This window comes from uncultured Desulfobulbus sp. (assembly GCF_963662935.2).
In the GTDB taxonomy this organism is placed as follows: Bacteria; Desulfobacterota; Desulfobulbia; order Desulfobulbales; family Desulfobulbaceae; genus Desulfobulbus.
In genome coordinates, this window is the sequence record NZ_CAXXTL010000003.1 from 605,001 (window position 1) to 627,675 (window position 22,675).

General features: G+C 49.0%; 17 protein-coding genes and 1 pseudogene (1 of these 18 running past the window's edge). 5 read left to right on the forward strand and 13 right to left on the reverse strand.

Annotated features, from left to right (window positions below; all coding sequences use genetic code 11):
- A pseudogene (locus tag ACHZCX_RS21425) lies at nt 1–864 on the forward strand (IS256 family transposase); it begins 397 nt to the left of the window's first position.
- A 95-nt stretch (nt 865–959) separates the two neighbouring features.
- Complete coding sequence (locus ACHZCX_RS21430; protein WP_319585981.1) at nt 960–2,000, forward strand: IS481 family transposase; 1,041 nt, start codon at nt 960–962, stop codon at nt 1,998–2,000.
- A gap of 58 nt (nt 2,001–2,058) precedes the next feature.
- Here the strand turns inward: ACHZCX_RS21430 and ACHZCX_RS21435 are convergent, their stop codons facing one another.
- Complete coding sequence (locus ACHZCX_RS21435) at nt 2,059–4,428, reverse strand: response regulator (protein WP_319589232.1); 2,370 nt, start codon at nt 4,426–4,428, stop codon at nt 2,059–2,061.
- 164 nt (nt 4,429–4,592) lie between these two features.
- On the opposite strand from ACHZCX_RS21435, the gene rsmI reads away from it, so the two are divergent.
- From rsmI to ACHZCX_RS21450, 3 genes are all read left to right on the forward strand, one after another.
- Complete coding sequence (rsmI, locus tag ACHZCX_RS21440; RefSeq protein WP_319589233.1) at nt 4,593–5,465, forward strand: 16S rRNA (cytidine(1402)-2'-O)-methyltransferase; 873 nt, start codon at nt 4,593–4,595, stop codon at nt 5,463–5,465.
- 74 nt (nt 5,466–5,539) lie between these two features.
- The gene (locus ACHZCX_RS21445) at nt 5,540–6,355 is read left to right on the forward strand and encodes an inositol monophosphatase family protein (RefSeq protein WP_319589234.1); all 816 of its coding nucleotides are present in this window, start codon (nt 5,540–5,542) and stop codon (nt 6,353–6,355) included.
- 53 nt (nt 6,356–6,408) lie between these two features.
- Nucleotides 6,409–7,266: a DMT family transporter gene (locus ACHZCX_RS21450; protein ID WP_319589235.1), complete on the forward strand. Its 858-nt coding sequence runs from the start codon at nt 6,409–6,411 to the stop codon at nt 7,264–7,266.
- A gap of 4 nt (nt 7,267–7,270) precedes the next feature.
- On the opposite strand, the gene ACHZCX_RS21455 is transcribed toward ACHZCX_RS21450, so the two are convergent.
- From ACHZCX_RS21455 to ACHZCX_RS21510, 12 genes are all read right to left on the reverse strand, one after another.
- A complete protein-coding gene (locus ACHZCX_RS21455) occupies nt 7,271–8,044 on the reverse strand; it encodes a substrate-binding domain-containing protein (protein ID WP_319589236.1) in 774 nt (257 codons plus the stop codon).
- A gap of 220 nt (nt 8,045–8,264) precedes the next feature.
- A complete protein-coding gene (locus ACHZCX_RS21460; RefSeq protein WP_319589237.1) occupies nt 8,265–9,437 on the reverse strand; it encodes an ABC transporter substrate-binding protein in 1,173 nt (390 codons plus the stop codon).
- Between the two features lie 53 nt (nt 9,438–9,490).
- Nucleotides 9,491–11,647 carry a methyl-accepting chemotaxis protein gene (locus tag ACHZCX_RS21465; RefSeq protein WP_319589238.1) on the reverse strand — a complete coding sequence of 719 codons (2,157 nt, stop codon included), beginning with the start codon at nt 11,645–11,647 and terminating at the stop codon, nt 9,491–9,493.
- A gap of 210 nt (nt 11,648–11,857) precedes the next feature.
- Nucleotides 11,858–12,013, reverse strand: a complete 156-nt coding sequence (locus ACHZCX_RS21470) for a hypothetical protein (protein ID WP_319589239.1) — start codon at nt 12,011–12,013, stop codon at nt 11,858–11,860.
- A 30-nt stretch (nt 12,014–12,043) separates the two neighbouring features.
- Nucleotides 12,044–13,333, reverse strand: coding sequence for a pitrilysin family protein (locus ACHZCX_RS21475; protein ID WP_319589240.1), 1,290 nt, complete (start codon nt 13,331–13,333; stop codon nt 12,044–12,046).
- Nucleotides 13,333–13,863: a chemotaxis protein CheW gene (locus ACHZCX_RS21480; RefSeq protein ID WP_319589241.1), complete on the reverse strand. Its 531-nt coding sequence runs from the start codon at nt 13,861–13,863 to the stop codon at nt 13,333–13,335. Before ACHZCX_RS21480 ends, ACHZCX_RS21475 begins: the two co-directional genes overlap by 1 nt.
- A 40-nt stretch (nt 13,864–13,903) precedes the next feature.
- Complete coding sequence (locus ACHZCX_RS21485) at nt 13,904–14,350, reverse strand: hypothetical protein (RefSeq protein ID WP_319589242.1); 447 nt, start codon at nt 14,348–14,350, stop codon at nt 13,904–13,906.
- A complete protein-coding gene (locus ACHZCX_RS21490) occupies nt 14,347–17,757 on the reverse strand; it encodes an Hpt domain-containing protein (protein ID WP_319589243.1) in 3,411 nt (1,136 codons plus the stop codon). Before ACHZCX_RS21490 ends, ACHZCX_RS21485 begins: the two co-directional genes overlap by 4 nt.
- Before the next feature lie 46 nt (nt 17,758–17,803).
- Nucleotides 17,804–18,403 carry a chemotaxis protein CheW gene (locus ACHZCX_RS21495; protein WP_319589244.1) on the reverse strand — a complete coding sequence of 200 codons (600 nt, stop codon included), beginning with the start codon at nt 18,401–18,403 and terminating at the stop codon, nt 17,804–17,806.
- A 59-nt stretch (nt 18,404–18,462) separates the two neighbouring features.
- The gene (locus ACHZCX_RS21500) at nt 18,463–18,825 is read right to left on the reverse strand and encodes a response regulator (protein ID WP_319589245.1); all 363 of its coding nucleotides are present in this window, start codon (nt 18,823–18,825) and stop codon (nt 18,463–18,465) included.
- A 54-nt stretch (nt 18,826–18,879) separates the two neighbouring features.
- Nucleotides 18,880–20,226, reverse strand: coding sequence for a response regulator (locus ACHZCX_RS21505; RefSeq protein ID WP_319589246.1), 1,347 nt, complete (start codon nt 20,224–20,226; stop codon nt 18,880–18,882).
- 387 nt (nt 20,227–20,613) lie between these two features.
- The coding region (locus ACHZCX_RS21510) for a M3 family oligoendopeptidase (RefSeq protein WP_319589247.1) at nt 20,614–22,675 on the reverse strand (2,062 nt) is incomplete at its 5' end.

Genomic DNA, 22,675 nt, shown 5'->3' on the forward strand with positions numbered 1-22,675 from the left:
TCTGGGTCGGGATGCAAAAGGGCTGTCAGCGTCAGCCTCCACTATCAGTCGCTGCAATCAAATATGGGAAGGAAGAGCACGACGCGTGGAACCGGCAGAGGATGGAAAACAGGTACGTGTATATCTGGGCAGATAGCGTGTACTTCAATATCCGCAGTGATGACGCCAGGCAATGCATTCTCGTCATTATTGGAGTCACTGAACACGGACGGAAGGAATTTGTCGCCATTGAAGACGGCCATCGGGAATCCGGACAGAGCTGGTCGGATTTGCTGTTGCGCATCCAAGCACAAGGACTCAGGCATGCTCCCAAACTGGCGGTCGGCGACGGTGGCTCTGGGGTTTTGAAAAGCGGTGAGCAAGGTGTTTCCCGAAACAGTCCAGCAACGCTGTTGGGTTCATAAAACGGCTAATGTGCTCAACAAGGTTCCGAAACTGGTACAGCCCAAGGTGAAGCAGGCGTTGCATGAGATCTGGATGGCTCCAACGAAACAGGATGCCTTCAATGCCTTTGACGTTGCTCTTTCGACCTACTCGGCTAAATACCCAAAAGCCATGGAATGCCTGGAAAAGGATAAAGAGCAGATGTTGGCTTTTTATAATTTTCCTGCCATACATTGGCAACATATACGGACATCCAATCCTATTGAATCGACCTTTGCCACCGTGCGCCTGAGGACGGCAAAAACGAGGGGATGTATTGTCAGGCATACGATATTGGCCATGGTGTATAAGCTCGGCCAGAGTGCTCAGAAAAGGCGGAGCAAGTTGCGATGGAGCCAGTCACTTCTGACTAATCAAGAGGATCAAATTGATTTTGAGGGGCATAACATAACACATCGGGAGGGCTGTTATTTGAAATAGTTTCGACTTGACCTGACACCTCACTTGAAAAAATGAGGGTTACCAGTTTTGATAATGGTGCGAACCAACCATCAAAACAAATGGAGGCAACCCTCATGCTGCATGGTAACGAACGAATCGTAAAACACAAGATTGGATTGCTCAATCTGGCGGAAGAACTCTCTAATGTCTCGAGGGCCTGCAAGATCATGGGTCTTTCCCGAGATACCTTCTACCGTTACAAGGCGGCTGTTGGTAACGGTGGCATCGAAGCGCTGATCGATAAAAGCCGTCGCAAGCCCAACATCAAAAACCGTGTCGAGGAGATGACGGAAGCGGCTGTGATTGCCTATGCAGTCGAACAACCTGCTTATGGCCAGGTGCGGGCCAGCAATGAACTGCGCAAGCAGGGTATATTCATCTCTCCAAGCGGGGTGCGTTGTGTCTGGCTGCGTCATCAACTGGGGCGGTTCAAGGATCGCTTGCGAGCACTGGAGAGCAAGGTGGCGAAGGAGGGTTTGATCCTCACCGAGGCACAGGTGCAGGCGCTTGAGAAGAAAAAGGATGATGACCTTGCCTCTGGCGAAATTGAAACTGCACATCCCGGCTATCTGGGCTCCCAGGACACCTTTTATGTCGGCACGCTCAAAGGTGTGGGTCGAATTTACCAGCAGACCTTTGTCGATACCTATTCCAAGGTGGCGTTCGCCAAGCTCTATACCACCAAAACACCGATTACCGCCGCTGATCTGCTCAACGACAGGGTGCTGCCATTCTTTGAAGAACATCAGCTACCAATGTTGCGGATCATGACGGATCGGGGAACGGAATACTGCGGCAAGGTGGAGACGCACGATTATCAGCTCTATCTGGCCGTGAACGATATCGAGCACACAAAGACCAAGGCCCGGTCACCGCAAACCAACGGAATCTGCGAGCGGTTCCATAAAACCATCCTCAATGAATTCTACCAGGTGACTTTTCGCAAAAAACTCTATGCTACAATAGAGGAACTTCAAAAAGATCTCGATGAATGGCTGGGCCGCTACAACACCCAAAGAACCCATCAGGGGAAAATGTGCTGTGGGCGGACTCCACTGGAAACACTTGAGGATGGAATAAAATTTTGGCAGGATAAAAAATTGAATCAAATTTGACCTGACAGACACCAATAAAAAACTGGCAACTGTCAGATTAAGTCCTAACTACTACATGTTATTTCTTCGACTCTTCCAAGATCCTAGTCACTTCGCGCACTAGATTTCCGGCATTAAATGGTTTAGACACAAAACCAGATAACCCCATTTGTTTATAATTTTCAGCTGTGACATGTTCGCTAAAACCTGTACAGAGCATAATCGGAATATTAGGGTTAATTTTTTTTATTTTCTCTGAAAGCTCTAACCCAGTCATGCCAGGCATCCCCATGTCTGTGATGACCAGATCAAACTCTTCTTTTTTCTTTAAGAACATCTCATAGGCGGCTTCGCTGGAAACACAGGCAACGACTTTGTATCCTAAATGTTCCAACACTTGAACCAGAAAAAAGGTGATAGGTTGTTCATCATCTACGACCAATATATTTCCTTCAGAATTACTGTAACTACTCTCCCTCTCATATTTGCTATCCTCAAAATCTTCCTCAGCCTCTGGTAAATAAACAGTTAATCGACTGCCTCTACCTGGTACGGACTCAGCTGTGACCGCTCCTCCATGATCGTTGACTATACCATGGACTACCGAGAGCCCCAAACCGGTACCCTCATGCAATTTCTTTGTGGTAAAATAAGGTTCGAAGACTCGTTGCAAATATTCAGGCGGAATGCCGATTCCGTTATCTTCAACCTGTAAGCAAACATACGAACCTTGTGGTAGATTTCCGATTATAACACCTTCTTTTGGTAATAATTTTTTTTGAAACAATCGCAATTTGATAAAACCGCCTTTCCCCTCCAGTGCCTGATAAGCATTGGTACATAGGTTCATAACTATTTGATGCATCTGTGTTGGATCTGCCTTGACGAAAAGATTGTCGCGATATTCAGAAACGAGTTCAATGTTTGCAGGAAGGCTTGCCCTTAAAAGCTTAAACACCTCTTTGACAATAAGACTAAGTTTTAAACTGGAAACGCTTTTTTCACTCTGCCGACTGAACTTCAATATTTGATCGACTAGCTTACCGGCTCTGTCGGCACCTCTTATTATTTCACTTAAATTGTTGTATAATAATGTCTTCTCATCGCATTGTGATTGTGACAATTCAGCATATCCCATTATCGCTGTTAAAATATTATTAAAATCATGGGCGACACCACCAGCAAGAGTTCCAATGGCTTGCATTTTTTGAGATTGTCGAATTTGATTTTCTAAAAGAAGGTGCTGGGTAATGTCACGCTTAACTGCTACATAACTGATTATGCTGTCATTATTATCTTTTACGGGTGTAATAGTTGCTTCTTCCTTGTAAATCTCTCCGGTTTTTTTCCGGTTGATAAAGGTGCCACGCCATACGTTTCCCGCCGAAATCTCCTCCCACATTAGTTTATAATGATACGGAGGTGTCTCTCCACTCTGTAAGATTCTAGGATTTTTACCCAACATCTCCGTGTATGAATAACCACTGATGTCCTCAAAAGCAGGGTTCACATACTGGATTGCGCCGTAAACATCTGTAATCACTACAGATTCGGCGACCTGATCCACTGCTGTAGCCAATAGCCTTCTGCCCTCCTCCATTTTGAATCGATTACTCATGTCATAGAGTAATATTTGCGCCACTCGTAAATTCCCGACTAAAGCGGCATTTATTTTTACTTGAACAGGAATAAAATTATTATCGCCTTGGTCGATAAAAATATTTATGGTTTCGTCAGAGTCCTGATCTTCATATATCCTTTTTTTAAAAAATTGTTCATACCTTAATTTTTCATCAGAAGAAAAAAAATCAGTATGTTTTTCACCAATCAACCGAGTCATTCTAACTTTAAAAAGATCAACAGCCTTATCGTTAGCTTCCAATATTAATCCACTATATATATCAACTATTAATATTGCGTCTTTTATTGTTTTTAACAAAAGGTAATATTTTTCAACAAATTCAGTTAAAATTGATTCTGATTTTTTATAAGAAGAAACATCGAAAATAGATATTAAAGATAATAAAATATCATCATATTCAATGAAATCAATAAATAATTTATATTTTATATAATTATCAAAACAATCAGTTCCACTATACTCATATACTATATTAGTTTTTTCATCGAAAATTTTATTAAGTATCAATTGTCTAACATTCTCATGAATAGAATTATATGATATTGACATGCCTCTTTCGACCTCTTCTTTTTCACTAAAACAAAATAGGTCAAGTGCAGATTTATTTATTGAGTGTATTTTTAAATGTGAATATCCATACTGTTTCAAAAAAAGCTCTTCATCGATATACTTGTCAATATCATTCAACTCTGTCCGCTGAAGCTCTTTACACTTTTTCCGAATATCTGTAATATCAAACACCAACATAGGAATGCTTGATTTCAGAAAAACCTCTTGGGACCAAGGCGTCATAATTTCATGGTCCATTGAAACCCCTTGCATACCGACATCATTCTTTCCATACAATTCTAGAGCCTTAAGGCTTAATTTTTTTACTAGTATGATCTAGGTATAGATTGGTACTACTTCAAACACTTCGCCATCACATTTCGCTCAAATAGGGCAGCAAGGCAACCTTAATTCTTCACATTATGACAGACATCTTATCTAGCTCGGCAAATGTCAACCAACAAGGCCGACTCTACGTCGTTGCCACGCCCATAGGAAACTTAGGCGACTTAAGTCACCGGGTTATTCAAACTCTTTCCACGGTTGACCTTATCGCCTGTGAAGATACACGGCACACAAAAAAGCTCTGCCGTCATTTAAATATCTCGACACCTCTTGTCAGCTATTTTCGGGAGAGAGAACAAGAAAAAGCCGAAACACTTTTAGAAATGCTTCGCGCGGGCAAACACATTGCCTTGGTCTCCGACGCTGGGACACCGGCAATATGTGACCCAGGAGCTGTTTTGGTAAAAAAAGCGAGAGCTGCAGGTATTGACATTGAGGCTATTTCAGGACCATCTGCATTAGCCACGGCTTTATCAATTGCCGGCTTGACGCAATCAAAATTTTTCTTTGGTGGTTTTCTTCCAGCCAATTCAACTGAACGGAAACGATTTCTCAAAGAGGTCTCCGCCCTGCCCTTCACTCTCATTTTCTATGAGTCCCCACACAGGGTGAGAGCTACTCTCGTTGACATGGAAGTAATTCTTGGCAATCGACAGGCGCAACTGTTTCGTGAATTAACCAAAATTTACGAAGAATGCCTCGAAGGCCCGCTTGCCGCCCTCCAAGAACGTGTGAAAAATGGGGTCAAAGGTGAGTTAGTGCTCATCGTTCAAGGGGCAAAACCTCAGTCCAAAGAAAAGCCTGATAATCTTGAGGATCTCCTGCTCTGGTATCGCGACGAACTCCATTCAAGTCTAAAGCAGGCTGTGAGCAGCATCGCCTCTGACCTTGAACTTCCCCGATCTCAAGTGTACAAGAAAGCGCTCTCAGTTTGGCAGAAAATCTTATAACACCTTTTCAATCGCCGCAGGGTCTCCTCAGAACAACGCCCACCCAGCAAATCTCCTGCGCCTACAGATCGCACATGCAAAGAATACAGAAATGCCCCTCACGTTGCACGAATATTGAGCAACAGGAACTCCTCATAGCCGCTTGTCGAACTGCGCTTGCCGCAGGCCGCCTCATTAAAGAGCATTATGAGCAACCCCATGACGTCACCATGAAAGGTGTTATCGATCTGGTAACTGACACCGACGTGGCATCCGAGGTAATTAGTTCGGCCTCATTGTCCAGCGACACTCCGGATATAATGATTATGGCAGAAGAAACGATCACTTCCCATGCCTTGGAGACAGACAGGTACTGGGTAGTGGACCCCCTGGACGGCACCACAAATTTTGCCTACGGATTTCCATATTTTGCCGTTTCCATCTCCCTCATTGACCATGGCAGACCTATAGTTGGGACTGTTTATGCGCCCTTGCTTGATGAATTGTTCTGCGCCGCCAAGGGTGCCGGCTCGTGGTTAAATGATCGAGCCATTACTGTCACAAAAACAAGACGCCTTATTGAAGCGCTTATCGGTACAGGTTTTCCCTACGAAATCGAACACAGCCTGCCGGGTGTTATTCGTCAATTGGAGACCATGCTCCATAATGTCCGCGATATTCGAAGAGCCGGGGCTGCCGCCCTTGACTTGGCCTATGTATCCTGCGGTCGGCTTGATGGCTTTTACGAGATCAACCTGAAACCTTGGGACACTGCCGCAGGATGGCTGCTGGTCGAAGAGGCAGGGGGCTTGGTCAGCGTTTTTTCTGGGCGCCCCTATTCCACCTGCGTTCCTGAGATTGTAGCGAGTAACGGCGCGTTGCACCGGCAACTCATCAAGCTCCTCAAATGAGCATTGAGACTTCTTCGCCCTGCCCTTTTCCCCTTTGGGCAATCCACGGGTGCATGTTGATTTCAGCCTCGCTTGTCGCCACTTCCTTCATCGTCGGCAAGGCCATAACCCCCTTCCTCGACCCGGTCGTTTTAACATTGATCCGTTTTGCCATCGCCGTTCTGTTCTTCACACCCTATGTCGGTCACCGCTACGGACTGCCCCTGCCCAATCGATCCGCATTAATCCGCTACAGTCTGATCAGTGGCGCCTTGATCGGCTTTTTTTGGCTGATGTTTCTCTCACTGCGCATCACCACCCCTTTAAACACCTCCGCTATTTTCACGACCGTGCCAGGGGTTTCGGGAATTTACAGTTGGTTTTTGCTGAGGGAGAGATTGGGACCGCACCGTATCGTTGCCTTGCTACTGGCTATGTCCGGGGCGCTTTGGGTTATCTTTGAAGGCGACTTGCATCGGCTGCAGTCGCTGGATCTCAATCATGGCGACCTTCTTTTCTTTTGCGGTTGTCTGCTGATGGCCCTATATATGCCTTTGGTTAAACTTCTGCATCGAGGCGAGCCCATGGCCGTCATGACTGTATGGATACTGATCACCGGATGCGCCTGGCTGCTGCTCTTTGCCTTCGCGAAACTACCGGCCGTTTCATGGACGGCTGTGCCGATGACAGTCTGGGTGGGCATTGTCTATCTGGCTATTTTCACCACCATTGTCACCTTTTTCATCTCCCAGTGGGCCACCCTCCATCTAGGTCCAACCCGAGTCATGGCATACTCCTATCTTTATCCACCACAGATCGTCCTGATTGAATGGATTCTTTACCGAGACCTCCCCCCCCTGAAAATAATGCTTGGAATTCTAATCATCCTGCCAGCCATGATCGTCCTGCAAAGGGGGGAAAGGATTCATTAAAAGATTATTTGGCAATATACTTCTGCCCATCTCCTTTGATATAATTCAGTAAATTTTGAACTGTTTCAGAGGGTTCGCCTTTGGTAATCAAGGTAATCGGCCTGCCTATTTCTGGAACAGACGGAGCATTGACCAAATGATCGACTTGCGACAGAGCCCCAAAGCCAACAGCCCCCGTATTTCTTACAATCCTGTTCTTGAGATCCTCAGCGGATGTCACCTGCACCGCCTCTTTAGTATACTCGGCTCCATCCATGATTTGGTTTTTAAAAAGTGCTTGAGTTGCTGGAAGCTGGCTCGCCAAAATGACCACAATGGGCTTATTTTCCCCTCCAACTTCGGACCAGTTCTTAGTTTTCCCTGTAAAAATAGAGGCTAGTTGTGCTTTGGAGAGTGCAGTTACCGTGACATCGCGGTTGATTAACAACTTAACCAAGTCCTTACCGATAACCCAATGTTTATACACCGATTTGTCAGGAATTTTGTACCCTTCTTTTTCCATCAAGGCCATCCAGTCGGTGAATTCAGAACCACCAATCGCTGCATCAACCTTACCGGCGTCCAGGTCTTTCAGCACCTGCGCGAGTCCGGTGATGGTTATAGCGAGTTTAATGCCGAGAGATCTTTCCAAGGGATAGGATATCTTATTTAAAAGATCTGCTGCCGACTGGCCAACGCTTAATTTCAACTCCTTCGCCCAAGAAGAGGCGGACATATTCATCAGTATCATCACTGTGAAAAGGACTGTAATAAAAAATTTTAGTTTTCTTTTGGACATAAAGCAGGCTCCCTGGTTCGAGTTGATCATCGCTCCCGTTTTGCAGCTACAATAAATTGAAGCAACACCCTCTGTATCCTCTAATTATTAACAAGATCGTTAATCACCGAACATGTCCGTGCCCGCCTAATCATTCCACACCAATATTTCAATGTTTATGGCGGGTCGCTACGAAATCAATCCGCTTGATGCCCGATGATTAACGTGCGTATTAATATCTTTAGGGACAGACCTTGTCGTGGTTTGTGAATACGCCTTTCTCGTCAATTTTGATGAGTACAGTACACTTAGCTGGATCACCTGTGCCCTGATAACTGAGATTGCCGGTAACTCCTTCGAATTTCTTGGTGGCAGCGATTTGATCCTTAAGTTTTGTCCGATCCTCCACGAGATTGCCGGACAGTCCGCCGGTGTTCTTCAAAGATTGGCCAATCAATTGAACCGCATCATACGTCAATGCAGCCACCTCATCAGGCAGAGTGCTATACGTCTTCTGATAACTGTCGACGAAAGCCTTTGCCTTCCCCTCGACCCCACCGGCAGCAAAATTCCCGGTAAAGTACAGCCCTTTGCACTCATCGCCACATTTCCCCATCAGATCGCCGCCTGACCAGGAGTTGGAACCGGTAATGGGTTTTTTCCACCCCATTTTCCTGGCCTGGTGCACAATAAGGGGCACCTCTTCATAGTGCTGCGGTGTGTAGATAAAATCGGCTCCCGAATTGATGATGGTCTGCAATTGTTTGCTGAAATCGACATCCTTGGTCCTGAACGTTTCAAAGACAACCACTGATCCGGGGCCATTCACCCCTTCAAAAACCTTCTTGAAGGACTTTGCCATTCCGGTGGGATAAGGGCTGATTTCATCGTAAAGAACGGCTGCCTTGGTTGCTTTCCACTCCTTGGCGGCGAATTTGGTCGTCGCTAATGCCTGGATGTCATACAGTACCGGCATCCGGAAAACATACTGCTTGTTGAGTGTGGTCAGAGGGGAAGTTGACCAAGGCGTTATCATAGGTGTCTTAAATGAGTCGGCCACCTCACCAACGGCAATGGCCCGGTCGCTGCTCTGCGGTCCGACAATCGCCATGACCTGTTGTTGACTGATCAAGGTCAGGGCAGCGGTACTCGCGGTCGATCGATCGGAACCATTATCAACATAGACTAGTTCCATGGAGTACGTCTTCCCCCCTATTTGCAACCCACCTCCGGAATTAAGTTCTTGCTTCGCCAATTCAGCGCCATTCTTCGTGCTGGCTCCGACGTTGGCGAAACTTCCGGATTTACTCGTGCTGATGCCAAGCTTGATGATACCGTCCGACGCTAAAAGATGTGAACCGGGTGCGACCGTAAAAATGAGCGCCAGCAGACCGGCCATGGATCGTTGTTTCATGCTTTCACCTCGATAATATTAAAAATGTGCTTTTGCCGTACGTTCAGCATTCATCATGCAGGTTGAGCGCTCTCAATCTTGAAGACCTCGACCGCCTCGCGCAGCTTGCTCGCAGTTGCATTGAGCAATTTCATCAGATCAGCCGTTTCCTGTGAAGTTTTGGAAGTTTCATTACTCACACCGCCAACGGACATCATGCTCTCGACGACGCTTTCCGACACCTGTACCTGTTTTGTTGCGGCCTGAGTAATGGCCTCGATCAGATCAGCCAACTGGTTGGATACGGTTTCGATCTGCTGCAACTTCTCATGGGCGCCGTCAGCTAGCCGCGACCCTTGGACAACCTTGCTGATACTCTCGTCCATACGGTTACTAACGTCCTTGATTTCCGACTGAATACTCTTTACCAACATATCAATTTGCTTGGTCGAGTTACTCGAACTTTCCGCCAGACGCTGGACCTCCTCGGCGACGACGGCGAAACCGTAGCCAGCATCACCAGCCATGGCGGCCTGGATGGAGGCATTCAAGGCGAGGATTGAGGTCCGGTCGGCGATGTTGTTGATAATTTCAACGACGTTACCGATCTCCATCGAACTCTCACCGAGACGCTTAATGGAACGCGCCGTCTCATTGATCTGCTCACGAATTTCATCCATAGCGCGGTTTGTTTTCTCAACCGCTTCGGCTCCTTCGCGGGCATTGGTTCGCGACGTTTCCGATACTTCAGCCGATCTCGCCGCATTTTCTGAAACCTGCCTGATCGATGCAGCCATGTCATTGATGGCCTGAATAGCCTCATTGACCTGTTTTGTCTGATCAATACTCTTAGCGGCGAGTTCCGTTGTCAGCTTGGAGACGTCCAAGGCAGTTTCATCAACCGATAAAGTCGTTGACTTTACCTGACGCACGATCCCGCCGAATTGTTCAGCCATGGTATTGAAAGAGTCGGCGATGGCGCCCATAACGTCTTCGGTCACCTCAGCGCGAGCAGTCAAGTCACCCTCGGTGAGTTCTGAAATCTCACCCATCAACTTCATGATGGAGTCCTGGATGGCGTCGCGTTCCTCTTGGCTCTGAATCAGCATCGTAATGCTATCGAGCATGGCGTTGAGCGCTGTGGCCATCTCGCCAAGTTCATCGCTACTGACCACTTCGGTGCGGGCCTGAAAGTTACCCATGCCCATTTCGCCGAGCAGATCCATGATGTGGTTAATTTGGCGCGTCAACCCTCTGGACAGACCAAACGAGATCAACAAGCCCAGTAATACGGCTGCGATACCAACACCGATAACAATTTTTTGCACTAAATTGGCGGCGGTTTCCATACGGTCAACCGCCTGTTTCTCTTTGCCTACAGCGTCCCTGAGAAAAGCCTGAATAACAGGGTCTGCTTGCTTAACCGCTTCCTGATAGGAAAGAATGCGGCTACTGATCGTCTCATCGGTTTTGGCTACCTCGGCAAACCATTTGGTGAACTCGCCAAGTTGTCCTAGCAGAGTAGCCTGGTGTACAGAGATGTCATTTGTAGCCTTGATACCTTCAGCAAACACTTTGGCCTCGGCCTGCACCTTCTCGCCAGCCATCGTTTCCGGCGTCATTGTGTACTCTTGGGTTTGGTAGAGCAGATTTTGGAAAAGAGCTTGTATTTTGGAAGAATTGACAGCGCTCACCGATTTGCGCAAAACATCCATAGCCTGTCGCAGTTTCGTCAACTCACCGAATTCGGGGTTGACCATACGCTCGAGGATGTTGACCGTGCTCATGAACGTTGCGATATAGTTATTGATAACGTCCATAGCTTTCTGCACAGTTGCCTTTTCAGCGTCAGGCGTGATCAACTGAATCTCATAAAGTTTCTGGTAGGCTTCACCACCAGCGGCGATGAATCTGTTCAGGTACTGAGATTTAGCCGCAGCGATACCTATTTTATTGTAATTAAGAAGGAAATCCTTCTCGTACACGTTCATAACCTTCAACGTTTTTTCGGTGTCCAGGCTCAAGCGGGCAACCTTACCGTGCACCTGCACAAGTTCATCAATAGTTTTCGTGGCAAACCGCTGCGAAGTGGTGGCGATGACGATAACGACAAGCGTCAGAACGATCATGACCAAGAACGCCAACATCAGCTTGCCGCGAATATTGAACCTGTTGGTCAATGCCGAGAAAGGGTTGCCAAACCCACCACTTTGTTTGTTTTGTTCTTCCATTCTCCCTCCAGAACTCCTCACTCAACTTAATCAGATATCGTTGACGACAAGCAACCAATCCTCGCCGTGCCTTCTACGCAAAAAAAAGACCAATCCTGCACGGTGTTCGAACACCGCCACCTCCATTACTCCCGCGAGTGACTCAAATCCCCGAGAGAACCCTGCTAGCCACGGCCGAAACGATGTGCATCGGTTCCGCCGCAGCCCCTCTTATTTCTTGATAAAAGTATCGATCCCTTCTTCCTTCCAAATTTTCATCGTTTTCTCATCTTTGGGATTGATTTTGACACCAATAGCGTTGACCGGGGCGGTGTTTTTCTTTTGAATCTCAATCCAGTTTTTCTTGATGATAGAATCCAGAGCCATGCCAATATCCTCCTTTTGTTGTTAAGCGGGTCACTGAAAATCCCGCAGCATTTTTTCGAACACCGCCGTGTTGCACACTTGCTCGCAGGATGGACCGACAAGGGCAATAGCCGAGTGAAGCAGTCCATTTGTGAGAATGTTTGCCGTGATGGTGTTCATCCGTTCCAAATCCACTTGCTGAATCTGGTCCAGCATCTCTGCTGAATCAATAAAACGATTAAAATAAAAAGCTTGTGTAGCCAAACTGCTCATGCAGGTATGCGAATTCTCCTGAGCAATGATATGCTGTCCTTTCAATTGCATTTTTGCAATCCACAGCTCCTCTTCGAGGATCGGCAACATTTGCAGTGCCATCCCTTTGACCTCTAGAAGAATCTGCGAAAGAACCGGGTGCAGCAATTCGGGCGTGGTCGATCCTTCAATCACAATCACGCCATCATCCCTGTAGGCTTGATATTCCGCAGTGATTTCATAGACCATTCCCAATTCCTGACGCAACTTCCTGAACAGGCGGGAACTCATACCACCCCCTAAGATGGCGGTGAAAAGATGAATCAGGTACCGCTCCGCCGCAGTATAGGGCGCGGCTTGCAGGGCGATTGAAAAATAGACGTGGGAGACACCTTTGCACTCCACCGTCACCCCGCCGTGGAAAACGGGACGGACTGGTTGGGCGTCTGCCCGGCCGTCATCCGGCATCATCCAGAAAGCATCAGCCACATTGGTGACCAAATCCTGATGGTTGACGTTTCCGGCGGCGGCAATAATCAGTCGGCGCGGCTGATAGTTTTCCTGAAAAAATTGGATCACATCCTTTTGCTGCAATCCAGCCACCGAGGTAATGGCACCGCCGATAGGCCTTCCCAAGGGGTGCCCTCTCCAAATATGGGACTTCAGCCGTTCGTGGGCACAAACATCCGGACGATCTAGCTGGGCGCTTAACTCACGAATAATGGTCTCTTTCTCCTGATGGACAGCATAATCGGCGAACTGCGAGTTGAGCAGAATATCTCCCATTAAATCGATTAGATAGGTACGATAGTCATCCAGAACCGTTGCGGTGAAACAGGTATAATCTCGGGAGGTGAAGCCGCCAACCTGCCCTCCGGTTGTGTCCATCATCCGGGCAATTTCTTCAGCATCCCGGCGTTCAGTCCCGTCAAACATCAGATGTTCGGTGAGATGGGCGACACCGCCGCGATCCTCTGCTTCATCCATCGGGCCAGCAGCCATGAGGAACCCAAGCGATATAGAGCGCACCCCTACCATCTTCTTGGTGACGACCCGAATCCGGTTATCAAGGATACTCTGTTCCATCATCAATGATTCGGCTCTCCCAAGCACTTCTCAAACGTTCCCTGGACAACTGGACTAAGGTCAAACACAGCAACAGAGTCGGCATGCCGTTGAAAAAACCCGCGCAAGACCCCCGAGTCGCGTAAAGAAGGCGGGGCTTCCCGTTCCACAAAAGCGGTTGCCAACTCCTGCCCGGATAATTTGGCGATACGCACCCTGACGTTCGCCGTCACCACGGCTTTCAGAGGCTCTCCGGTCACAAGATCGATCGCGCCTGTGCGGATCACCACCAATTGCCGGTATCGTTCCGTCCCCCCTTTTTGTTTGCGGTTACACAAATCATCCAGACTGATGACCGGCAGCAGCCTGTCAGAGTAATGCAATACCCCTTTCAAATAGGCTGGACTACGCGGTATTTGCTGGATAGGTCGTGGTCCAAGAATCTCAACAACCTGACTCTGGCTAAACAAGCAAAAAACGTTCCCCGTGCTGTCGTTGATCGTCATCGGCAAAAAAAACGTTCTTATGCCGGCCTGTTGTCTCTCGTTAGCCATTGCCCCCGCTCCTTTGTGCACATCTGTATCCTTAATCCTGTCACCCCCCATGGTGTGCCACCCAATCCGTTGAATCAAGTAAGGTTTTCAGGTCAACCAACAAGATTAAATCCGTGCAGTTGACCAACGCCCCCGGAATCAAATCCCTCGACTTTCCGGTAAAGGCAGGCGGTAAAGGGAGGGCGGCGGCAACATCCGCCATGACTATCCTTCCCTTGCCGCTCATGGTGAGAGCCATGAGGTTTTCCTCGTGGGCAACAATAAGGTAATTGCCCCGCTTAGATGACAACGAAGCCTCAGCCCCGGTCATGAGCGCTTGGACGTCACAAATCACCGCCCGGTTGCCATGGGGAAGCGGTAGATATTTCTTGCCATTTTCCTCCACCGGCTTGACTCTACCGTCATCTTGGGCTCCAACACCGACCACGCACTCCTTGTCAATCGCGAAGAGCTGCCGGCCAATCTGCATCAAAAAAAGGGTTTTCATACAATCACCTCACGTCGCGCATCCTGAAACGACGTTGCGGTGTTGCCGGTCAACTTGAGAACGGTTTCGACAAATTCCTCGTCCTTGCACGGCTTATTGAGGAAAGCCCTGGCGCCCAATTGATAGGCCTTTTCCTGGTGTTTACTGGAAGTCCGGGAGGTGAGCATAATCACTGGAATATCCTTTCCTCCTGGAATGTTGGGTAATTTAGCAAGGAATTCAAATCCGTTCATCCGCGGCATCTCAATATCCAGAATGATGCAATCTGGTCGAATCTCCTCCATCTCCAGCTGTTCAAGAGCATCCAATCCGTCCTTGGCTTCAATTGGCACCCATCCGCTGGATGTCACCAGTCGACTCATGACGCGACGAATCGAAATAGAATCGTCAACGATCATCACTGTAAAGGAGGAGGGGATTTCCAGGCGTAGTGCCGTGGTTCCAGTCTGTTCAGAATGAAGCGCCGCTTGAATAAGGTCAGGAACATTCAGAACAGGGACGATGGTCCCGTCACCCATGACAGCCGCACCAGACACGCCGGCGACCGTCCGTAGATGGGTTCCCAAGCCCTTAATAACGATCTCCTTCTGGCCAGTGATTTGCGGGATGGAGAGAGCGATGGTCCGGCCTTCGGAGAATATAGCCAAAACCAGTGATTGCGTGTCCTCGGGGTTTACGTCGGTTAACCCGAGCAGATTCGGCAGTGAATACCAGGGCACGACCGCCCCCGCTAGTATACACGTCCCTTCCTCAACGGATATGTCCTGCCTTTCCAGCCGATGAATGTCCTTGATGTCATTGAGCGTAATGCCGTAGGTGATTTCGCCGATTTTCACCATGAGTGCCCGGGCCACGCCGAGGGTGAGAGGAATGCGGAGAACAAAGGTAGTGCCGATCCCCGGCTGTGTTTCCACGACGATGGAGCCCTGTAACTCCTTGACGTTTTCCTTAACAACGTCCATACCGACGCCGCGCCCTGAAATCTCGCTGATCGTCTTCGTGCTGAACCCCGGGTAAAAGATCAACTCGGTGAGCTGCCGTTCATCCATCTGGTCAACTTTATCGCCGAGTCCAAATCGCCTTGCCTTTTCGCGAATGGCGTTAAAACCCAGTCCTTGTCCGTCATCACTAAACCGGATGACGATGTGGTTGCCCTCTCGTCGCCCGGAAAGTGTGATAGTGGCAATGGCCGGCTTATTGAGCGCCAGACGCGCCTCTTCCGATTCGATCCCGTGATGGATTGCATTACGCACCAGATGCATGAAAGGATCGGCCAGTTTCTCCCAAACCATCCTGTCCAACTCGACCCGATCGCCCTCAACAACCAGACGGACCCGTTTGCCCAGTCGAGAAGCCACATCGCGCATGGTGCGGCTGAGCCGGGAAGACAGGGTTGACATGGGGCTCATGCGCGTCCGCATCATCTGCACCTGCAGCTCACGAATCACCCTGTGCTGGCGACTAATATCGCCGCCGATGCCGCTATAGATGCCACCCAGATTGGTGTGAATGGCCGCAACGTCGATTGCCGACTCGTTGAGCGAACGGATAATCAAGTTGAGTTGGGTATATCGATCAAGCTCCATTGCATCGAATTCGGAAAAACTCTGGCTGGTCTTGATGTCTGCAATCGACTTGTCGAGATGGGCGAAATGCTGGGACAGCTGGTCCAAGGCCTTGACCTCGAACTTGGTTTCCAGCTCCAAGGCAATGTCCTTGAGCCGGCGGGTGGTCAACTCCAGCTCTCCCAGGGCCGTCTTGAACGATCCCATGTTCCGGTCAAAACCACTGACGCCCACCAACAACTCGTTGGCCAAGTTGACAAGAACATCAAGCTGAGTCTGATTGATGCGGATGGTCTTGGCTGTTTCAACAAGAACAGCCTGCTGGGGCGCAGCCTCTTCAGGCTCATCCTCAACAGCACTCTCCACCCATGGTTGATCAGGCACAATCGCTAGCTCGGGCGGCTCATCAAACAGCAGTTCCTCGGGGATGCTCTCGCTGAAAAAGGCACGCAAACGTTGGAGAAGATCAGCTTGACGCTCTGGTTCGGCCAATTCGGGTGATTCGACCAGCAGACTGAGGAAATCGAGGGATTCGGTCAAAATAGTGATCATTGAAGGATCAAGATGGAGCGCGCCTTCATACAACCAGTCTAAATAATCCTCGACACCATGGGCGTACGTGGCAATTTCATTCAATCCAATAACCGCGGAAGCACCTTTGATGGTGTGTACCGCTCGCCGGATTTTACGAATTTCTTCCTTCTGGTCCGGTGATATCGCACCCTTCCCTTCTATTTCTGTCTCAAGAATCTGCAACGAGAGGTGCAGTTCTTGAAAATGTTCCTCGGCTTCCTCGAGAAACCCCTCGCGGAGAAGTTCTTTTTCCTCTTCAGTGAACAGTGAACCCTGCAGCGACCCTTCACTCTTTGCACTCGCCACCTTTGTTGGCGCTGCGGGAGGATCGAGAGCCTCCAAAACCGCCTTGCTCAACAGATCCGGCACATCCAGATCTTCATCGCCAGCGTTTTGTTGCCCCTCTTCCATGCACGCGTGCAACTGAGCAAGCACCTTCTCCGCCCGTTGTTCATCAAAATTTGACGAGGCGTGAATCATTGTCGCCAACAGATCCAGTGATTCGGACAAGGGAAGCACCATCTGCTGATCCATGCTCGCGGCTGATTCATACAACCAGTCAAGAATATCCTCGATCAGATGGGCATAGGAGGCAAGATCGGATAATCCGATAACGGCGGATGCGCCCTTGATAGTATGAACGGAACGGCGAATTTTCCGGACGACTTCACGAAGTTCACCGGTAACGGGCACCCTACTGACAACATGCGCCTCCAGATACTGCATGAACTGATGCAGAAGCTCCAGATGCTCTTCGGCCTCGGCGCGGAACTCACCGAGCAATTCGTCATCCGGCATAAACCCGAATCCATCGGACTGAAGAGCCTCTCCGCCAGCGAACAGCATATTGTCCGTGTCCGGGTTAAAAACCTCGCCAGAACCGGGACCAACCCGATTGAAATCAGCTTTGGTAAGGGCGATGAGTGCTTCCTCATCCACGGGAATCCCTTGCTGCAATCCCACGCAATAAAGATCAAATCGCTCAACGGTCGCCTGCATGGCGGTGAAAGCCTCAGCAGACAACGCCAGTTGCCCTTCCTGAATCCTTTCAAGTGCATTCTCCATGCAACCGGCGATCTGACTGAGACCGTCAATCCCGACCATAGAAGAAGCGCCTTTGATGATATGCGCCAACCGGTACATCTCATCAAAGGTTTCCCGCTTGTGCGGTTCCGCTCGCAGTTCTTCAATGCCTGCCTTCATGATCGGGATGTAGGTCTGTACTTCCTCAATATATCCCGCGAAGAAATCGTTACTGTCCTGCGCCATCAACCCTCTCCCGGTGCAACATATCCAACGACCTTGCTTTCCATAGTTATTGCCACTTTCTAATCAAAGGCGAGGTTCCTAGTTTTTCATTGTCCAGAATGCAGACAGTGCGTTTATCCAGGGTGAACAGCCCCTTGAAAAAAGCAGCCAATTGCGACAAATGGCCCGCCTTTTCAGGTGAATACGGATCAAGATCATCGCGTTGCTCATCAAGATTGACCACGCCTGTAATTCTGTTGGCTATGAGACAAAATTTAAAATCCTGCTGCTTGAAGAGGATATACGATCGGCGCAAAGGGGTTCTTTCATCCTTGAGACCGAAAAGAACAAGGAAATCGACAACCGAAAGGATCTCTCCCCGAATCTGCACGATCCCTTTAATCCATGGAGGTAAGTTCGGCAGGGGCATCACCGTGGGCAGATAGCCGATTTCCTGTATTGAATCGATGGAAAGGGCCATTTCATCACCTCCCAGCATAAAAGAAATATACGGTTTCTTTCTTCTGATACTCCGGGAGGCTCTTTCTTTTAAGGAGGCCGCGTCCAGCGCAAGTGATGGCGCGGTTTCGCGATCCAGAGCGGCGAGAAGCGTCTGCAGAGAATTTCCCTGCTTGTCAGTCTCCAATTGCCGGGACAAGTTGGCCATTATCTGCCTCAATCGGTTCGTGCAGTTTAAAGTTTAAGGGATAGCAAAAAAAAATTGCCTTAGGAAAGTAATTTGACTGCCTCGGCAAACAGTTCGGCACTGTCAAAGGGCTTGGTCATATAGACATCAGCGCCCTGTTTTTTTCCCCAGAATTCATCACTTTTCTGATTCTTCGAGGTCAACAGAATGACCGGCAAATCCTGCTTCATCGTTTTAATTTTCCGGCAGGCCTGAAAACCATTGAGCTTGGGCATGATCACATCCAAAACAACCAACTGAGGATTTTCACTCTCCACCATCGCCACGGCCTCTTCCCCGTCCGTGGCGGTAATCACCTGATATCCATTTTCCTCAAACGGCGCCCGCATCATGTTGAGTTGGGTGGGACTGTCATCGACAACTAGTATTTTTCCTTTGGCCATGGTGTATTCTCCTTATCGGTTCGCTCTATTAATCAGAACAAATTTAATTGGTTACTATACATGCTTTTGTATCTCGGCAATCATCTTGTCAGGGTCGAACGGTTTGGTGAGATAGGCGGTTGAACCGGCCATCTTTCCTTTCATTTTATTAATGAACCCATCCTTGCTGGTGAGCATGATCACCGGTATATCTTTAAATTCCTTATTTCCTTTAATGATCGACAGAATTTTATATCCATCCATTTTGGGTAGGATCACATCGAGCATAATCAGATCCGGACGCTCCTCGCTAATCTTGCTGAGAGCCTCAAGACCATCTGCCGCTTCCACAACCCTGTAGCCTTGCCGGCTGAGGGTGATGGAAATGACTTTCCTAGTGGTGGAACTATCTTCTACAACAAGAATCATTTTCTGATCTGTTGCCTCTGGCGTTTCCGCAACCTCTGCCAGAACTTCTTTCGGCGTCGGTTGTTCCTCCACGGATTGCTGAGCCAGATGGTCCAACAGCAATTTCAATTGATTGGTAAAAAGGGCTTTATCCGGCGCCATCTTCGCGGCTTTGTCAAGGTAAGCAAGCGCGTCCTGAAAATTCCTGCTATTGATGTTGATCAATCCAAGACAATAAAGAGAGGCGAGGCTGCGCGGATATTTATTGAGAATGCGAGTATATCGTTCCCGTGCTGTTTCGAGACAACTGGGAAGAGCGGAACCTGATTGGGCCAGGGTTTCTCGCGAGATGATCAGATGTCCCCGGCAGTAACGGCAAGTGGTGGTGTTCTTGTTGAGTGGGGCCCAACAGAAGTAACATTTTCTGACGACATCATCGGTGAGCTGGCCGTAAACAGAGGTGAATTTCTCATTTTCCTCTTTTACCAAGGCACTGTTGGGATCAAGATTGGCCGCCATTTTCAAGGCTTTTTTCATGATCTCAACATTGCCCTGAATTCTGGAATACCAAATCCAAGCAACGGCATTGCTTCGATTTTTCTTTAGATATTGAACAAGCTCAGTATGGGCTTCCTTATATTGCTGCTTCTCTGCTTTTTCAATGGCAGCAGCGAGCAGATCTTCCCCTGACTCTTCCAGATCACTCTTACGCTCATCCTTGATCTTTGAAACCTCAAGGAGAATGTTAATAAGGGAATTGGTTATTGTTTGAGCGCTTGGACGAAGTGGAAGCAACTCAATCTGGATATCGTCCCAAATAATAATTTCAATGGCTGCTTTCACTCCCAGCAAGGTGCCGAGCTCAGCATGAATCAACTCGCCATTGTCAATATCAAGTATCCCTACATTTCCTTCCTTAATGACCTTGAGTGTCTGAGATTTTTTCTCTAAAGAAAAAATCTGCAGGATATTATCCAGAGAAAAGCCATCAATTTTTTTGGTTTCCGTAACCATCGCGTTTTATACCTGGAACAACCGCGTTACACTGCTTTTCTTCTCTTACTGAGAACAATCCTCTTTAATCAGAAGCAATTCTATTTTGAATAACACATCACACAAAGCCCAACTCACCTTGCAATTTCCATTCCCTGCGGGTTCTGCCCAACGAGACGGTTCGGAAACTGTGGAGTGAGGGCCTTTCGACCATCGGGTTGAAGGAACGTCAAGATCCTGCAGATCTCTTCAGACGTTCAACTAGAGTCATTGTGGGGGCAAAAAAAAGAAAAAGCAAAAAAAAAGAATGAACCAAGGCTGGCCTCAAAAAAACATCCATCCCAATTCTTTGTAAAAAAGAGAGCAGCTACACGCTGCATCGTTTGACATTTGGTCTATTTTAAAAAATTACAGCTCCGGCCGAATGCAATTTTTTGTCATCTGCTGCCGTTTTTCGTCACCTGCACCCTCCTCCAACATCTGATCAATGACTTCCAATCCGCCCCGCCAAAAGGCGGTATCATTGAGATCGATACCAAAGGGCTGAAGAAGTTCATATGGAGAGCCACTTCCCCCCGCTTTTAACAGCCGCAGATACAGATTAACAAACCCGTCCCCCTCCTCCAGGTAACGGGCATAGAGGGCCAAAACCAGCAATTCACCGAAGGCATAGGAATAAACATAACCGGGCGTGCTGAGAAAATGGGAGATGTAAGACCACCACATCCCGTAGTCGTCGCGCAGAGTGACCGTATCGCCAAACATCGGTTTTTGGGTGGTCAGCCAGAGGTGAGCGAGCTGCTCCGCCGACAATTCGCCCTGCTGCCGCCTGCTGGTGTGCATCGCTGCTTCGAAATGGTTCATGGCCACCTGCCGGAAGACCGTGGCAAAAATAGACTCCAGCTTCTGGCAGATAAAGGCCCGTCGGGCCACGGGAGTGGCAATAAGCGCTACCTGGGCCTTGAATACCAGCAACTCGGCAAAGACCGAAGCCGTCTCGGCCAGCACCAGCGACGTATCACTGTTGTAAAACCCCTGGCCCGCTGCCAGATACTGATGAACGCCGTGCCCAAGTTCATGGGCCACGGTGGAGACATCACGAATGTTGCCGGTGTAGTTGACGAGGATATACGGGTGCGCCTCCGGGACGCAAGGATGGGCAAAGGCCCCGCCGCGCTTGCCCTGGAGGATGGGGGCGTGAATCCATTTTTCGTTGAAAAAACGTTCAGCAATTCCAGCCATCTCCGGTGAGAACCCGGTAAAAGCATCCAGCACGATCTGCTGGCACTGTTCCCAAGGAATATCAGCTTCCTCCGAACCAGGCACCGGGGCATAACGGTCGTAGTCAAACAGCTCCCCGCAGCCGAGTAACTGTTTTTTTAGACGATAATAGCGGTGCACAAGATCATAACGGGAGACTACCGCTTCGATAAGCGTCTCGACCGTCCGATGTTCCAGCTCGTTGGCCAGATTGATCGCACTGTCCCAGGCGGGATAGCGGCGCAATCGGTCATCGATCATTTTCTCGGCCGCGAGCGTGTTGAACACATGGGTGAGGATGTGCAGATTAGCCCGGAGACCTTCAGACAATTCCGCTGCTCCGTTTTTACGAACTTCACGATCCGAATTATAGAGATCGCTCAGCACTTCCTCCTCGGTCCGCCCCCTGGCTCCAAAGCGCATCTGCCCCAACAGCTTTTCAAACAACAGATTCCAGGCACTCCGACCCACGGGCCGCAATTCCTGAAGCAATTCTTCCTCTTTGGCACTCAGCTGATGCGGTGCGAATTGCCGCATGGTCCGCAGGTAATGACCGTATCGGCGCAACACCGCTTGCTCCAAATAGTGTTCCGCTGTCTCTCCACTCAGTCGATTCCATTCCAGACGAAAAAAGACGGTCAGCTTGCCGACGGTGGATTCCAATTCTTCTATTTTTTGGAGGAGAGCCGAAGCAGCGGCATCACCGGTTTGGGTGATAAAATGGAGAAAGGCAAAAGTGCCAAGACGCGCCAGAAGGGTATCTATTTCCTCCAGCTGCGCAACCACCCGGTTGATCGCCTCGGCATCGAGATCGGCCACCCGTCTGGCTGCTTCAGCGGCCAAGGTTTCGGCCATCTCTCGGCATCGGAACATATCGCGCTGGATTTCAGGACTATCCGCCGCCGGATAGAGCGGTTGCAGATCCCAGATAACTGAGGCGGTGCCGAGTTGCAGATTGGTGTCTGTTGTCATGTGTTTGAGCTCTTCGTCAGTAACGTTGTGGGCTGCGAACCTGCCCGTGCCGGGAATATATTGGAGGGAGCAACAGGTGCGTGAAAAAAAGTTGACCAGGAAATAGGAGCCGGAACCGCACCAGCAACAGAGCGCTCTTCGCCTTTCATGACGCCCGAGGAAAGGCAAACATAAAGATTCGCCCCGCCGATTCTGGACCACGGCAAACGGGGTCGTCTCAGCGGATGGGGAAACCCCG